Genomic DNA, 14,519 nt, shown 5'->3' with positions numbered 1-14,519 from the left:
CACGGAAGTCTCCCGGCCGGCCCACCAGCGCGGTGAACGACGGGAACCCGCGGCGGCCCTGAGCCAGCCCGGCTCAACTTTCTCAGCGACAGGGAATATCCTCGGAGGGACCACGTTGACATGAGTTAACGTCACTCAGGTTCCAGGAGGAAACCCTTATGCCCATGTTCTTCGGACCCGCCGCCGCCGCTGGTAGTGGATCGTTCGAGGACTTCCTGGCCCAGTACCTGCAGGGCCAGCGGTCGTCCCGAAGCGGACGCCCGGTCGACCTCACCCGTCTGCTCTCCCGCCGCACCCACGAGGTGGTGGCCAGCGCCGTCCGGTTCGCCGCCGAGCACGGCCACACCGACGTCGACGCGTTGCACCTGCTGCGCGTGATGGTCGAGCGGGACGAGATCAGCGACGGCCTGCGCCATCTCGGCACCGACCCCGCCGACGTCGTGCGCGCCATCGACGCGCGGCTGCCGGAGAAGGCCGAGAGCCGCACGGAGTCGACTCCCTCGCTCACCCACTCCGCCCAACGCGTCCTGCTGGACGCGTACCAGGTGGCCCGCTCCTTCGGATCCACCTACATCGACCCGGAGCACCTCTTTTTCGCGCTCGTCCTGAACCAGGACGCCCCCGCGGGGCAGATCCTCACCGCTGCGGGCATCACGCCGCAGACCCTGCAGCAGGCCGGCGCCCAGGAGGCCGCCCGCCAGCAGGGCGCACAGGCGCCGCAGGGGGCTCAGCAGGGCGAGTCGATGCTGGAGAAGTTCGGTACTGACCTGACCGAACTGGCGCGCAACCGCGGCCTGGACCCGGTGATCGGGCGTGCCGAGGAGATCGAGCAGGCCATCGAGATCCTGGCCCGGCGCACCAAGAACAACCCGGTGCTGATCGGTGAGGCCGGCGTGGGCAAGACCGCCGTCGTCGAGGGCCTGGCCCAGGCCATCGCCGCCGACGAGGTCCCTGCCCAGCTGGCCGGCAAGCGCGTCATCTCCCTCGACCTGCCCGGTATGATCGCCGGCACCCGCTACCGCGGCGACTTCGAGGAACGGCTGACCAAGACGCTCGACGAGATCACCGCCGAGCAAGACGGCGTCATCGTCTTCATCGACGAGCTGCACACCGTCGTCGGCGCCGGCGGCGGCTCGGAGGGTGGCATGGACGCCGGCAACATCCTCAAGCCCAAGCTGGCCCGTGGTGAACTGCACCTGATCGGCGCCACCACGCTGGGCGAGTACCGGAAGATCGAGAAGGACCCCGCGCTGGAGCGCCGCTTCCAGCCCGTGACCGTGGGCGAGCCGAGTGTCGAGGACGCCGTGCGCATCCTGGCCGGGCTGAAGGAGCGCTACGAGGAGCACCACGGCGTCAGCTACACGGACGCCGCCCTGCGCGCCGCCGTCGAACTGTCCCACCGCTACGTCACCGACCGGTACCTGCCGGACAAGGCGATCGACCTGATCGACCAGGCCGGCGCCCGGCTGAGCCTGCGGCACGGGCCCGCCGTCGACGTCGACGCCCTGCGCGCCGAGGTCGCCCGGCTCGAGTCCGAGAAGGAGGACGCCGTCGCGGACGAACGCTACGAGGAGGCCTCGAAACTGCGCGACCAGGTGGAGATCGCCCGGGGCCGCATCGCCGACGTCGAACTGACCGCGAAGCACGCGGCGCCGGACCAGAGCCGGGAGATCGACGAGAACCTGATCGCCGAGATCATCGCCCGGGCCACCGGCATCCCCGCTGCGCGGCTGACCGAGGGCGACAAGGAGCGGCTGAGCCACCTGGAGACCGACCTGCACGGGCGGGTCGTCGGCCAGGACGACGCCGTCACCGCGATCGCCCGCGCCGTCCGACGCAACCGCACCGGGATGGGCGACGCCAACCGGCCCGTCGGCAGCTTCCTCTTCCTCGGCCCGACCGGCGTCGGCAAGACGGAGCTGACCAAGGCCCTGGCCGCGTCTCTGTTCGGGGACGAGTCCGCGATGATCCGCCTCGACATGAGCGAGTTCGGCGAACGGCACACCGTCAGCCGGCTCGTCGGTGCCCCTCCGGGCTACGTCGGCTACGACGAGGCCGGGCAGCTGACCGAGAAGGTCCGCCGGAACCCGTACTCGGTGATCCTGCTCGACGAGGTCGAGAAGGCGCACCCGGACGTGTTCAACCTGCTGCTGCAGGTGCTCGACGACGGCCGGCTGACCGACGGTCAGGGCCGCACCGTGGACTTCCGCAACACGGTCGTGGTCATGACGTCCAACGTCGGCTCGGAGTTCCTCGCGTCGAAGGGCGGTGCGCTCGGCTTCCACACCGGCAACGCCGACGGTTTCGGCTCCGAGGAGGAGCTGCGGGCCCGGGTGATGGGCCGGCTGCGTGAGGTGATGCGGCCCGAGTTCATCAACCGGATCGACGACATCGTGCTGTTCCGCAAGCTCGAGAAGGACCAGCTGCGCACCATCGTGGACCTGCAACTGGACCGGACCCGGGCCCGGCTGATCGCCCAGGGCATCGCCCTGACGGTCCAGCCGGAGGCTGTCGACTGGCTGGCCGACGCGGGCTACGAGCCCGAGTACGGTGCCCGCCCGTTGCGCCGGGTGATCCAGCGTCATGTGGACGACGCCGTCGCCGACCTGCTGGTCGCGGGGTTGCTGCACGACGGTGGGACAGCGGTCGTCGGCGTCGCCGACGGCGAGTTGAGCGTCGCTTCCGCGCGGGTGAAGGCGCCGCTGGCCGCCTGACGGATCGGCACGGACGAAGGCCGGTCGGAACCTCCCGTTCCGGCCGGCCTTCGGTGTGTCAGCGGCGGAGAGCGTCCATGAATCTGGAACACACCTCCCGGTGCACATGTAAAGAATCAGGCCAATATTTGCAGGTTGGAGGAACGTGTCAGTTTTCTTGGCATGAGTTCTTCGCCCACCCGACCGACGGCGTGCCCTGCAGCCCTCGTCGGCTCGCGCTTGTCCTCCCATCGTCAGTATGCTGAGAATCGGCCCGGGAGCGATCCGCCGCGGGTCGATCCGACTGGCGAGGAGGACGACGTGAAGGCAGTCACCTGGCAGGGCAAACGCAAGGTCTCCACCGAGACGGTGCCGGACCCGACCATCCAGCAGCCCACGGACGCGATCATCGAGGTCACCTCGACGGCGATCTGCGGCTCGGACCTGCACCTGTACGAGGTGTTGGGTCCGTACATGAACGCCGGCGACATCCTTGGCCACGAAGCCATGGGCATCGTCCGGGAGGTCGGTTCCGGCGTCACCAACCTCTCCCCCGGCGATCGGGTGGTCATCCCGTTCAACGTTGCCTGTGGCCACTGCTGGATGTGCACCAACGGGCTGATGTCCCAGTGCGAGACGACGCAGGTGCGTGAGAAGAACACCGGCGCCGCGATGCTCGGTTACTCCGAGCTGTACGGGTCGGTGCCGGGCGGTCAGGCGGAGTACCTGCGGGTGCCGCACGCCGACTTCGGTGCCATGAAAGTGCCCGCGGACGGCCCGGACGAGCAGTACCTCTTCCTCTCCGACATCCTGCCCACCGCCTGGCAGGGCGTCGAGTACGCCAATGTGCCCGACGGTGGCACCCTGGCGGTCTTCGGCCTCGGCCCGGTGGGCCAGTTCGCCGCGCGGGTCGGCATGCACCGGGGCTACCAGGTCATCGCGGTCGAGCCCGAGGCGGACCGGCGCGCCATGGCCGAGCGACACGGGGTGAAGACCATCCCGTGGTCCGACGACGTCGTCGAACAGATCCGCGACGAGACCTACGGCCGGGGTCCGGACGGTGTCGTCGACGCGGTGGGCATGGAGTCTCACAGTGCGCCCGTGGGCCGGACCATGCAGAACCTCGCCGGCCTGCTGCCGGACAAGCTCGCCCAGAAGGCGACCGAGACCATCGGCGTCGACGGGCTCACCGCGCTGAAGACGGCGATCGAGGTCGTCCGCCGCGGGGGCACCGTCTCGATCTCGGGCGTCTACGGCGGCGTCAAGGACCCGATGAACATGCTGCAGATGTTCGACAAGCAGCTCAACCTGCGGATGGGCCAGGCCAACGTGCGCCGCTGGACGGACACGCTGATGCCGCTGGTGTCCGATCCGTCGGATCCGCTGAGCACCCAGGACATGACCACGCACCGCGGCGGACTGGAGGACGCGGCCGACCTGTACCGCGCGTTCCAGCAGAAGGAAGACGGCTGCATCAAGGTCGTGCTCAAGCCGCGCGGCGCCTGAGCGCAGGACCAAGCCGCGCGGCGCCTGAGCGCAGGACCAAGCCGCGCGGCGCCTGAAGCGGCGTCCGAGGTTCCTCCGCCGGGGAATCCCTGGCCTCGGCGGAGGTACGAGAAGGGGCCGGATCGTTCCCGATCCGGCCCCTTCTTCATGCCCCGCTCACACCGTCGTGGGGAAGCGCTCCCACGCCCGGTGCTTCGCCAGCGCCGCCAGCACGGCGGTGCCGACGTCGCCGGCACCTCCGACCGTGACGCCCGGCGCTCCGGCGTCCACCCCGGCGGCCCGCAAGGATGCCTCCGCCTCCGGCAGCGCGGCGATCGCCTTGGCGTGCCGCCAGACCTCGCCGAGCAGTTTGTCGATCCGCGGGTCGACGCCCGGCCGGTCGTCCTGCCCGGCCTTGGCGTCCCGGGCGACCCGCGCGTCGGGCGCCGGAGCCGCCGTCGTCGTGAGCACCACGGCGTCGAACTCGACCGAGGCGGCGTTGGCCCATGTCCGGTTGGCGACGATTCCGTTCCCGAGCCGGCCGCCGGTGGGGGCGACCACGAGCGGGACGACGCCGGCTGCCAGCAGTGCCGACCGCAGGTCGCTGACCGCGCCCAGGTCGCTGGCACCGTCGACGACGATGCCGACCTGCCGGCCGTCGACCGGCCACTGACCGCCGACCTGGGACAGCGCCGGGCTGGTCGCCGTGTCGGTCGCGGGCTCGGTGGGCGACGGCGCCTCGAGGCCGAGGCCGGTCGCGACCTCCGCACACAGCCGCGCATCGACGTTCGCGAGACACTGCAACTGCCGCGCCCGGATGGTCTCGTCCCAGCACCGGGAGAGCTCGAACGTGTAGGCGTTGATCACGTGCTCCTGCTCCACCGGCGTCAGCGACCGGAAGAACAGGGCCGTCTGACTGAAGTGGTCGTCGAAACTGGCCGCCTTCTTCCGGTCCGTGACGGCCTCGAACCGCTGCGGCACCTCGATGAAGGACCCCTGCTCGGGCGGAGTGGGCAGCGGATTGTTCTGATCCAGCGAGTTCGGGTGGTAGGGGGCGACGCCGCCGTGCACCGCGTCCTGGTGGAACCCGTCCCGGAGCATGTCGTTGACCGGGGCGTGGGGCCGGTTGATCGGGATCTGCTGGAAGTTGGGGCCTCCGAGCCGGGTCAGCTGGGTGTCCTGGTAGGAGAACAGCCGGCCCTGCAGCAGCGGGTCGTAGGTGACGTCGATCCCGGGCACCAGGTTCGCCGGGTTGAACATGACCTGCTCGGTCTCGGCGAAGTAGTTGATCGGATTCCGGTTCAGGGTCATGGTGCCGATGATCTGCACCGGGGCCAGTTCCTCGGGCACGATCTTGGTCGGATCGAGCAGGTCGATGCCCTCGAACGTCTGGTCCTCGCTGTCCGGGAACGTCTGCACCCCGAAGTCCCACTGCGGGTGGGCGCCGGCCTCGATCGCGTCGGCCAGGTCCCGGCGATGGAAGTCGGGGTCGACACCGCCGGCGATCTGCGCCTCCTCCCACGTCGTCGAGTGCACGCCGAGCTTCGGCTTCCAGTGGAACTTGACCAGCGTCGTCTCCCCGGCCGCGTTGACCAGCCGGAACGTGTGGATGCCGAAACCCTCCATGGTCCGGTAGGAGCGGGGGATGCCGCGGTCGGACATGTTCCACATGGTGTGGTGCTGTGCCTCGGTGTGCAGGGAGACGAGGTCCCAGAACGTGTCGTGCGCGCTCTGCGCCTGCGGGATCTCCCGGTCCGGGTGCGGCTTGGCGGCGTGCACGACGTCGGGGAACTTGATCGCGTCCTGGATGAAGAACACGGGGATGTTGTTGCCGACGAGGTCGTAGTTGCCGTCGGTCGTGTAGAACTTCGTGGCGAAGCCGCGGGTGTCCCGGGCGGTGTCCATCGATCCCCGCGAACCGAGCACGGTGGAGAACCGGACGAACGTCGGCGTCCTGACGCCCCGCTGCAGGAACGCGGCGCGGGTGATGCCCTCGGCGGCGCCGTTGGCCTCGAAGACACCGTGCGCGGCGGCGCCACGGGCGTGCACGACGCGCTCGGGGATGCGCTCGTGGTCGAAGTGGGAGATCTTCTCCCGGAAGTGCTGGTCCTGCAGCAGGATCGGCCCGCGGGGGCCGGCGGTCAGCGAGTGGTCGGTGTTGCGCAGGGGGATCCCGACGGCGGAGGTGAGCCGCTCACCCTGCTGGGCGTTCGTCGTCGGGTCGGCCCGGTAGTCGGCGCCGGTGGGTGAGACGTTGGCCGGTCCAGCCTGGTCGGGCTTCGGGGCCGGAGGACCGGTCGGCGTCGTCGGCTCGTCGAACGAGACGGGCTGGGACGTCGGGGCTCCGGGCAGGTTCTTGTCGGACATGGTGCTCCTTCTCCTGCAACCGTTTCGCGGTGTATCGACCGGGACCGGGCCCGGTCGATAAGCACCCTGACGATTTGTCAGCCTACGGGTCGGCGGACCGGACACGCCAGTCGGCTCAGAGCCCGACCCACTCGTTGGTGCCGTCGGGGAAGTACTGCTGCTTCCAGATCGGGACGCGGGCCTTCACCGTCTCGATCAGGTCCGCGCAGGCGGCGAAGGCCTCCGCGCGGTGGGCGGCGGCGACGGCGGCGACGAGCGCGGCCTCGCCGATCCGCAGGTCGCCGACCCGGTGCGCGACGGCGATCCGCACACCGTCGTGGGCGGCGGCGATCCCGGCGGCGACCTCGACGATCACGGCACCGGCCTGCGGGTGTGCGGAATAGCTGAGCCGGTCCACCGCACGGCCACCGTCGTGGTTGCGGATGACGCCGCTGAAGCTGACCACGGCGCCGCACCGGTCCGAGCCGGCCGCGGCGACGAGCCGGTCCAGGTCCAGGGACCGCTCGGTGACCTCGGCGTGCACGACCACGGAGGCCCTTCCGGTGCCCCCGGACGGGCCGGACGACCGCCCGGATCCCGCGGGTTCGCCGGGCACGCGTTCAGTGTTCATGCCGGCCCTCCAGCTGCCCGCACAGGTGATCCAGGATCGGGTCGAGGACGGCGATCCCGTCCCGCACTCCGCCGGTCGAGCCCGGCAGGTTGACCACGAACGTGCGCCCGATCGTGCCGGCGACGCCACGGCTGAGCACCGCCGCCGGCGTCGACTCCGCGCCGCGGGCGGCGAGCGCGTGCACCAGACCGGGGAGCCGCCGTTCCAGCAGCGGTTCCGTGACCTCGGGGGTGTGGTCGGTGGGGCTCAGCCCGGTCCCGCCGGTGGTGACGATGACGCGCGGGTGGGCCGTCAGAGCGGCGAGCAGGGCGTCCCGGACCGGTTCCCCGTCCGCGACGACGACCGGCTCGGGCACGGTGAATCCCCGGTCGCGCAGCCAGCCGACCAGCACCGGCCCCGTGGTGTCCTGTGCCTGTCCGGCGGCGGCGCGGGTGGAGGCCACGATGACGACGGCGTGGCGGTGAGCGGTACCGGCGTCGGTCGCGTGGGGTGCCGCGGTGCCCGGCGTGGGCTCGGTCATCGGGTCCAGTCCCCGCTCTTGCCGCCGGATTTGGCGAGCACCCGGGTGTGCTCGATGGTGGCGCCCTTGTCCACGGCCTTGATCATGTCGTAGAGGGTCAGCGCGGCGACCGAGACGGCCGTGAGTGCCTCCATCTCGACGCCCGTCACCCCTCGGGTGGTCACGAGGGCCTCGATGGCGACGGCGTCGTCGTCCCGGGGGGTGAAGTCGACCGTGATCTTCGCCAGCGGCAACGGGTGGCACAGCGGGATCAGCGCGGGCGTCTGCTTGGCGGCCATGATCCCGGCGATGCGGGCCACGGCGAGCGCGTCACCCTTCGGCAGGTTCCCCGCCATCACGGCGTCCCGGACCGCGGCGGTGGTGCGCAGCACGCTCCCGGCGACGGCGGTGCGGGTGGTCTCCGGCTTGCCGGAGACGTCGACCATGTGCGCCGACCCGTCCGCGCGCAGATGCGTGAGGGTGGGCGCGGCCTCGTGTTGGATGCTCTCGCCTGCGGCCATGCCGTCATCGTCTCACGCGTCCCCACTCGGCCGGCCGTTCCCGGTTCGTGCGCCTGGTGTTTCCGACTGCTCGGCTGCTGTTCCCGCCTCTTCGGCCACTGTTCCCGTCCGCTCGGCTGCCGAGTGCGGTGCGATCGACGCGGTACCGCAGGTACGCGACGTCGTCGACGCGCTCGGTCTGGATCAGTGTCAGATCCCGCCGGAGCCCGGGCGGGGAGAACGGGGTGCCGCCGCCGACGACGACCGGGACGAGAAAGACGCGAATCTCGTCGACGAGTCCGGCCTCCAGCGCCGCGGCGGCGAGGTTCGGGCCACCGATGGAGACGTCGGCGTCGGCGGCAGCGACGAGTTCCCGGACGGCATCCGGGTCGAAGGTTCGCTCGAGGCGGGTCCGGTCGGTGTCGACGTCGTCCAGCGTCCTCGAGTAGACGACCTTCTCGGCGGCTTGCCAGATCCGGGCGTAGTCGGCCGTGGTCGGGGAGCCCTCCGTCAGGGACGTGTCCGTCTCCCAGGCTCGCATCGTCTCGTACATCTTCCGGCCGTACAGGTAGGTGCCGACCGGGCGTTCGAGGTCGTTGAGGAAGGTGTGCAGGGCGCCTTTCGGCGCCGCCCAGTCGAACCGGCCGTCCCGGTCGGCGGTGTACCCGTCGAGGGAGGCGATCATCGAGTAGATCAGCTGGCTCACAGCGGCTCCTCGCTCCGGGCAGTACGGGTGGTCGGATCCTATGCGGGTCAGTCGAGCGGGGTGACCGTCACCAGCGCGCCGGCCGGTAGCGGATCGGCCGGCGGTGAACCGCTGCCGGCCGGTAGATGGACGAGGACGTCGGCCGTGGCGGCGGCGTGCAGGAGGTGCGAGCCGGGGCCGCCGACCAGGCGCACGACCGGCTCGCCGTCCGTCGTCGTCAGCCGGCCGCGGCGGATCTGCTCCCGGCCGGGCAGGGGCGTGACCGGGTTCGCGAGCCGGGCCGGGAAGCGGGGTCGAGGCGGGGCGCCGAAGCGGGCGGCGAGCGCGGGCCGGAGGAACATCTCCATCGAGACCAGGGTGCTGACGGGGTTGCCCGGGAACGCCAGGAACGGGATCCGGGTGCCGCCGACGTCGAGCAGTCCGGCACCCTGCGGGCCGCCCGGCTGCATCGCGACCGGCCCGAAGCCGACGCCGCGGCGGCCGAGTGCCTGTTTGACCACCTCGAACGCGCCGCGGCTGATGCCCCCGCTGCTGATCACGACGTCGGGCGCCGCGTCGCGCGCGTCCGCCTCGAGCGCTCCGAGCAGCGCCGTCGGCGCGTCGGCGACCAGCCGCGCGGTGACGACCTCGACCCCGCAGGCGGTCAGCCCGGCACGCAGGATGGCGCTGTTGGCGTCGTGGATCTGGCCGGGCCGCAGGGTGGCGCCGGGTGGGACCACCTCGCTGCCGGTGCTGTACAGCAGCACACGTAGCGGCCGGCGGACCGGGACGTCGGCGCGGCCGAGCGCGGCCAGGACTCCGACGGCGGCAGGAGTCAACCGCGTGCCCGCCGTCATGGCGGTGGCGCCGCGCGGCAGATCGGAGCCGACGGGGCGGACGAACCGGCCGGCCGTGGTCGTCGTCGCGGCGGCGGTGAACCGCACCGTGGCCCCGGCCGGCACCCCACCGTCGTCGCCGATCCAGTCCGGGAACCGTGGCGGGTCGGTCTCCTCGACCGGGACGACGGCGTCCGCCCCGGCCGGGATCATGGCGCCGGTCATGATCGGTGCCGCGGTGCCGGGAGCCAGGGCCGCAGGTGCCGCACCGGCCGGGACGGCGGCAGTCAGGGGGAGAACGTCCGCGGGGGCGCGGTCTGCGGCGGCGGTACCGGCCGCACCGGCGGCACCAGTGGCGGCACCGTCCGCGGCGGCGGCGGTTGCGGCGGCGGCGGTTGCGGCGGCACGGTCGGCGGCAATCGCCGCGAGGTCGGCGACGCGGACGGCGTACCCATCCATCTGGGCATTGGCGAACGGCGGCAGGGCGACCGTCGCGACGACGTCCTCGGCGAGCACCCGGCCGCCGGCCTCGGCCAGGGACACGGTCCGTGCGTCCAGCACGACGTCGTCGAGAAGGGCCAACACGGCGGCGGCGTGCTGCGCGACGGTCCGGGAACCGTCCGGCCAGGGGTCCGGATCTGCTGTTGTCATCGGTCCGAGCGTACCCAGCGGCGGCGGCGTACGGTCTTCGCGCCCCGCCTCCCGGGCCGGCCCGCGTGCCGTCGAGTGGACGGCTGACGTCGCCATCGGGCACGAATGAGTGCCTCATCCGTCCACTCGGCGCCGAAGCGGGGCGTCGAGCGGGGCGTCGAGCGCGCGGTCCGCGGCCCGACGCGTCACTCGGTGAGCTTGAGGCCGATCACGCAGCCGACGATGCCGGCGACCAGCAGCAGCCGGATCACGGACACCGGTTCTGCGCCGGTGACCATGCCCCACACCACGGTCAGCGAGGCACCGATCCCCACCCACACCGCGTAGGCGGTTCCGGTGGGCAGCTCCCGCATGGCGAAGGCCAACCCGGCCATGCTCGCGATCAGGCCGACCCCGAAGACGACGGTCGGGCCGAGCTTGGTGAACCCCTCCGACCTGCCCAACGACACGGCCCAGACGGCCTCCAGCACTCCCGAGAACACCAGGACGATCCACGACATCACAGCCTCCTGTGGGCCGTCTTGTCGCTCGCCGGGTACGGCACCCCTCGTCCGGTGGCCCGTTTGCCGGGCGTCCTTTCAGGCTTGCACACCCCGGTGCACCCGGCAACGACGGGTGGCCAGCATCACCACCACAGCGCTCACCGCCACAGTGCGGCCAGGCGACCTGCGAACCGCACGGCGACCAGCACCACCAGGTAGATGGCCACCAGCATCAGGCACACCCCCAGGGCCTGCTCCGGCCGAGCGGAGTTCAGGGCGAGGGAGATCTGCAGCGGCAGGGTGCGGGTCTGCCCGTCGATGCTGCCGGCAAAGGTGATGGTCGCCCCGTACTCCCCCAGCGACCGGGCGAACGCGAGGAGGGTGCCGACGACGATGCCCGGCGTCGCCAGCGGCACGGTGATGTACCGAAGGATCTGACCGGGCGCCGCCCCGCACGTCGCCGCGGAGAGCTCGAGCTGCTCGTCGATCCCCGCAAGCGCGGTCATCACCGAGACGATGAAGAACGGCAGGGAGACGAACACCTGGACGATGACGACGGCGGCCGGGCTGAAACCGACCCGGATGCCCACGGTGTCGAGCACCGACCCGAACAGTCCGAGCCGGCCCCAGAAGAAGAGCAACACCAGTCCGGAGACCACCGGCGAGAGCACCAGGGGAATCAGCAGGGCGCCCCGGGCGAGGTCGACGGCGGTGCCGCGCAGTCGGGTCATCAGCACGGCGACCGGCACGCCGAGCAGCACACACACCCCGGTGGACAGCACCGCGGTGCCGAGGGAGAGTCCGAGGGAGCGCTGCACCTCCGGCTCGGCGAGCAGATCGGGTAACTGGGCCCACGGGACGTTGAGCAGCAGGCCGGCGATGGGTCCGATGGTGAGGAACAGGGCGAGCACGAAGGGCGCCCAGAGCCATCCCGGCGTCGTGGCCCGGCGCAGCCGGGAACTCACGCGGGCGGTCCCGGTGCCGAGCCGGGCAGGTCGGCACCACCGGGATACACGGCGGCGCAGGGGCCACCGCGTCCGGGCAGGTCACCGCCGACAGTGCGTCGTGGCGATGGGCGGTTCACGACGGCGCGTCGAACCCGGCGGCCGCGAACACGGCGCGGGCCTCGGGTCCGGTCAGCCAGCGTTCGAACGCGGCGGCCTCGGGCCGGGTCGCTCCGGTCCGGGTCAGGGCGATCGGGTACGGGTTGCCACCGGCCGCGGGCAGGTCGATGATCCGCACCGCGCTGCCGGCGCTGGTGGCGTCCGTGCGGTAGACCAGCGCCGCCTGCACCTGCCCGGACGTGAGTTTGGTCAGCGCGCCGCGCACGTTCTCCTCCTCCGTCGTCGCCGACGGGATGACCCCCGCCCGCTCCAGCACCTGCCGGCTGACGCGCCCGCACGGCACCGCCGACTGGCAGATCGCGGTGCGCACGCCGCTCCGGGCCAGGTCGGCCAGCCCGCGAATGCCGGCGGCGGGGTCGACGGCGAGCACGAGGTGGTTGACGGCGACGACGGTCGGATCGCCGGCCAGGATGCCCGTGCCCATCAGCGGCGTCAGGGACTGCCGGTCGGCGGTCAGCAGCACGTCGGCGTCCGCCCCGGCGATCAACTGGCTCACCAGCGCCTGACTGCCGGCCAGGTTGAAGCGCACCTCGATCCCGGGATGCGAGGCGCGGTACGCCGCGGCCAACCGCGGTCCGACGTCGGTCAAGGACGCCGCCGCGAACACGGTGATCGTCTGCTGGCCGGTCGATCTACCGGTGGCCGGGCCGCCCGACCCGATGCTGCCTGGTGTCGACCCGCACGCGGTCAGCAGCAGCGCGGCGGCCACGGACAGGGCGCGGACGGGAAGGACGACGGCGCGGGAGGGGCGGGGCGGCATGCCCCCATGCTAGGCGGGGGTGGCATGGGCGCCGCGGTCCGACAGCAACTCCCCCCGTTAAGTTACTGACGAGTAGGGTTGGCGTCATGCACCTGCTGCTGCGCACGCTCTACTGGCTGATCACCTCCCGGCGCCGGTCGCCGCTGTCCATCTGGGACACCGCCACCGTGCCGATGCGCGCTCGGCTGACCGACATCGACATCGCCCGGCACATCAACAACGGCATGTACTTCTCGCTGTTCGACCTGGGCCGGTTCGACCTGATGGTGCGCGCCGGAGTGTGGGACGTGATGCGCAAGCGCGGCTGGTCACCCGTCGTGCAGGCCGAGACCATCACGTTCCGCAAGTCCGTGGTGCTGGGCCAGCGGTTCACGCAGGAGACCCGCATCCTCGGCATGGACGAGAAATGCATCTACGTGGAGCAGCGCGTCGTCGTCGACGGGGAGGTCTACGTGCGCGCCTACATCGCGACCCGGTTGCTCTCCCGGTCCGGGCCGGTGCCCAACGAGGAGATCCTGGCCGCCATCGGTGCGCACGTCCCGGCCGATCGCCAGGTTCCCGCGTGGCTGCACGAGTGGCGGGAACGGACCGCTCTGCCCTCCTCCCGAAAGCCCGCGCCGCACGCCTGGTGACGGGTGCCGAACCAACACGGTCCCGCGCGGAGCGTCGTTCCACAGCAGGCGTGCCGTCGCACACGAAACGACCGGATCCGCACCGGACACCTGCCGTAGCATGGGCGAATGGCAGTGTCACTCGGCATCCCGCGCGTCCTCCCGACCGCCGGCGTGACGGATCACGGCGGTCTCGCCGACCGGTACGGCCGAGTGGCCACCGATCTGCGGCTGTCCCTGACCGACAAGTGCAATCTGCGCTGCACCTACTGCATGCCCGCCGCCGGGATGGACTGGCTCCCCGCCCGGCAACTGCTCACCGCCGCCGAGATCACCCGCCTCGTCGGCATCGCCGTCGACCGGCTCGGCGTGGTCGAACTCCGCCTGACCGGCGGCGAACCGTTGATCCGCCCCGACCTCGAGGACATCATCGGCGGGGTCCGCGGTCGGCACCCGGACCTGCCGATCTCCGTCACGACCAACGGCGTCGGTCTCGACCGCCGCGCGCGGACGCTGCGCGAGGCGGGCCTGACCCGGATCAACATCTCCCTGGACACCCTGTGTCCCGAGACCTTCGCCGCGCTGTCCCGCCGGAACCTGCTCGAACGGACCCTCGCCGGGATCGCCGCCGCGGAGGCCGCGGGCCTCGCCCCGATCAAGATCAACGCCGTCCTGATGCGCGGGGTCAACGAGGGCCAGGCGAGCGAGTTGACGGCGTGGTGCCTGGCGCGGGGCTACGAGCTGCGGTTCATCGAGCAGATGCCCCTGGACGCCGACCACGGCTGGCGGCGGGACACCATGATCACCGCCGCGCAGATCCGCGAGCGCCTGGAGGGCGACTTCGATCTGACCCCGCACCCGGCCGAGCGCGACGGTGCGCCAGCGGAACGGTACCGGGCGGTCAGCCGGTCCGACCCGTCACTGCGGGGCACCCTGGGCATCATCGCCTCGGTGACCGAGCCGTTCTGCGCCGACTGCAAGCGCACCCGGCTGACGGCCGACGGCAAGGTGCGCAGCTGTCTGTTCTCCCACGAGGAGGTCGACCTGTTGCACCTGCTGCGCGGCGAGGCCGACGACGAGGCGATCGCGCAGCGGTGGCGGCAGGCCATGTGGGTCAAACCGCTCGCCCACGGTACCGACTCCCCCGCCACCGAGGGCCTGGCCGCCACCGGTTACGTGCAGCCGGACCGCTCGATGAGCGCGATCGGCGGCTGAG

Annotated in this window: 13 protein-coding genes and 1 riboswitch; of the genes, 4 read left to right on the top strand and 9 right to left on the bottom strand. The window is 71.7% G+C overall.

Going from position 1 to position 14,519, the window contains the following annotated elements:
* The first annotated feature begins 158 nt into the window (after positions 1-158).
* Both BKD30_RS07230 and BKD30_RS07225 read left to right on the top strand, forming a co-directional pair.
* Positions 159-2,714, top strand: a complete 2,556-nt coding sequence (locus tag BKD30_RS07230) for an ATP-dependent Clp protease ATP-binding subunit (protein WP_076703566.1) — start codon at positions 159-161, stop codon at positions 2,712-2,714.
* 300 nt (positions 2,715-3,014) lie between these two features.
* Complete coding sequence (locus BKD30_RS07225; RefSeq protein ID WP_076703565.1) at positions 3,015-4,199, top strand: zinc-dependent alcohol dehydrogenase; 1,185 nt, start codon at positions 3,015-3,017, stop codon at positions 4,197-4,199.
* 156 nt (positions 4,200-4,355) lie between these two features.
* Here BKD30_RS07225 and BKD30_RS07220 read toward each other — a convergent pair whose 3' ends face one another.
* The 9 genes from BKD30_RS07220 to modA form a co-directional block, all read right to left on the bottom strand.
* A complete protein-coding gene (locus BKD30_RS07220) occupies positions 4,356-6,545 on the bottom strand; it encodes a catalase (protein WP_076703563.1) in 2,190 nt (729 codons plus the stop codon).
* A gap of 115 nt (positions 6,546-6,660) precedes the next feature.
* Positions 6,661-7,155, bottom strand: coding sequence for a molybdenum cofactor biosynthesis protein MoaE (locus BKD30_RS07215; protein ID WP_083956104.1), 495 nt, complete (start codon positions 7,153-7,155; stop codon positions 6,661-6,663).
* Positions 7,145-7,675, bottom strand: coding sequence for a MogA/MoaB family molybdenum cofactor biosynthesis protein (locus BKD30_RS07210; protein WP_076703561.1), 531 nt, complete (start codon positions 7,673-7,675; stop codon positions 7,145-7,147). The genes BKD30_RS07215 and BKD30_RS07210 overlap by 11 nt, the downstream gene beginning before the upstream one ends.
* Complete coding sequence (gene moaC, locus BKD30_RS07205) at positions 7,672-8,175, bottom strand: cyclic pyranopterin monophosphate synthase MoaC (protein ID WP_076703559.1); 504 nt, start codon at positions 8,173-8,175, stop codon at positions 7,672-7,674. Before moaC ends, BKD30_RS07210 begins: the two co-directional genes overlap by 4 nt.
* 4 nt (positions 8,176-8,179) lie before the next feature.
* The gene (locus tag BKD30_RS07200; RefSeq protein ID WP_076703558.1) at positions 8,180-8,860 is read right to left on the bottom strand and encodes a dihydrofolate reductase family protein; all 681 of its coding nucleotides are present in this window, start codon (positions 8,858-8,860) and stop codon (positions 8,180-8,182) included.
* A 47-nt stretch (positions 8,861-8,907) separates the two neighbouring features.
* On the bottom strand, positions 8,908-10,326 hold the full coding sequence (locus BKD30_RS07195) for a molybdopterin molybdotransferase MoeA (protein ID WP_076703557.1): 1,419 nt from the start codon (positions 10,324-10,326) through the stop codon (positions 8,908-8,910).
* 185 nt (positions 10,327-10,511) lie between these two features.
* On the bottom strand, positions 10,512-10,826 hold the full coding sequence (locus tag BKD30_RS07190; protein ID WP_076703556.1) for a DMT family transporter: 315 nt from the start codon (positions 10,824-10,826) through the stop codon (positions 10,512-10,514).
* A 10-nt stretch (positions 10,827-10,836) separates the two neighbouring features.
* Positions 10,837-10,903: riboswitch (guanidine-III (ykkC-III) riboswitch) on the bottom strand.
* A 63-nt stretch (positions 10,904-10,966) separates the two neighbouring features.
* Positions 10,967-11,773 carry a molybdate ABC transporter permease subunit gene (locus tag BKD30_RS07185; RefSeq protein ID WP_076703554.1) on the bottom strand — a complete coding sequence of 269 codons (807 nt, stop codon included), beginning with the start codon at positions 11,771-11,773 and terminating at the stop codon, positions 10,967-10,969.
* A 115-nt stretch (positions 11,774-11,888) separates the two neighbouring features.
* A complete protein-coding gene (gene modA, locus BKD30_RS07180; RefSeq protein ID WP_076703552.1) occupies positions 11,889-12,692 on the bottom strand; it encodes a molybdate ABC transporter substrate-binding protein in 804 nt (267 codons plus the stop codon).
* Between the two features lie 86 nt (positions 12,693-12,778).
* Between modA and BKD30_RS07175 the strand changes: the two genes are divergently transcribed.
* Together BKD30_RS07175 and moaA are read left to right on the top strand one after the other, a co-directional pair.
* A complete protein-coding gene (locus BKD30_RS07175) occupies positions 12,779-13,324 on the top strand; it encodes an acyl-CoA thioesterase (protein ID WP_076703550.1) in 546 nt (181 codons plus the stop codon).
* Positions 13,325-13,432: 108 nt separating this feature from the next.
* Positions 13,433-14,518: a GTP 3',8-cyclase MoaA gene (gene moaA / locus BKD30_RS07170; protein ID WP_076703548.1), complete on the top strand. Its 1,086-nt coding sequence runs from the start codon at positions 13,433-13,435 to the stop codon at positions 14,516-14,518.
* Position 14,519: the final 1 nt, after the last annotated feature.

Origin of the sequence: Tersicoccus phoenicis, assembly GCF_001968835.1 — a bacterium.
GTDB lineage: Bacteria > Actinomycetota > Actinomycetes > Actinomycetales > Micrococcaceae > Tersicoccus > Tersicoccus phoenicis.
Note: the sequence above shows the minus strand (reverse complement) of the source record. Positions and strands in the feature narration are given on the sequence as shown.

Excerpts from the sequence above, each read along its gene's own strand:
- BKD30_RS07190 (WP_076703556.1), bottom strand. The coding sequence starts at position 10,826 with ATGTCGTGGATCGTCCTGGTGTTCTCGGGAGTGCTGGAGGCCGTCTGG.
- BKD30_RS07210 (WP_076703561.1), bottom strand. The coding sequence starts at position 7,675 with ATGACCGAGCCCACGCCGGGCACCGCGGCACCCCACGCGACCGACGCC.
- BKD30_RS07220 (WP_076703563.1), bottom strand. The coding sequence starts at position 6,545 with ATGTCCGACAAGAACCTGCCCGGAGCCCCGACGTCCCAGCCCGTCTCG.
- BKD30_RS07230 (WP_076703566.1), top strand. The coding sequence starts at position 159 with ATGCCCATGTTCTTCGGACCCGCCGCCGCCGCTGGTAGTGGATCGTTC.
- moaC (WP_076703559.1), bottom strand. The coding sequence starts at position 8,175 with ATGGCCGCAGGCGAGAGCATCCAACACGAGGCCGCGCCCACCCTCACG.
- BKD30_RS07195 (WP_076703557.1), bottom strand. The coding sequence starts at position 10,326 with ATGACAACAGCAGATCCGGACCCCTGGCCGGACGGTTCCCGGACCGTC.
- BKD30_RS07175 (WP_076703550.1), top strand. The coding sequence starts at position 12,779 with ATGCACCTGCTGCTGCGCACGCTCTACTGGCTGATCACCTCCCGGCGC.
- BKD30_RS07215 (WP_083956104.1), bottom strand. The coding sequence starts at position 7,155 with ATGAACACTGAACGCGTGCCCGGCGAACCCGCGGGATCCGGGCGGTCG.
- moaA (WP_076703548.1), top strand. The coding sequence starts at position 13,433 with ATGGCAGTGTCACTCGGCATCCCGCGCGTCCTCCCGACCGCCGGCGTG.
- modA (WP_076703552.1), bottom strand. The coding sequence starts at position 12,692 with ATGCCGCCCCGCCCCTCCCGCGCCGTCGTCCTTCCCGTCCGCGCCCTG.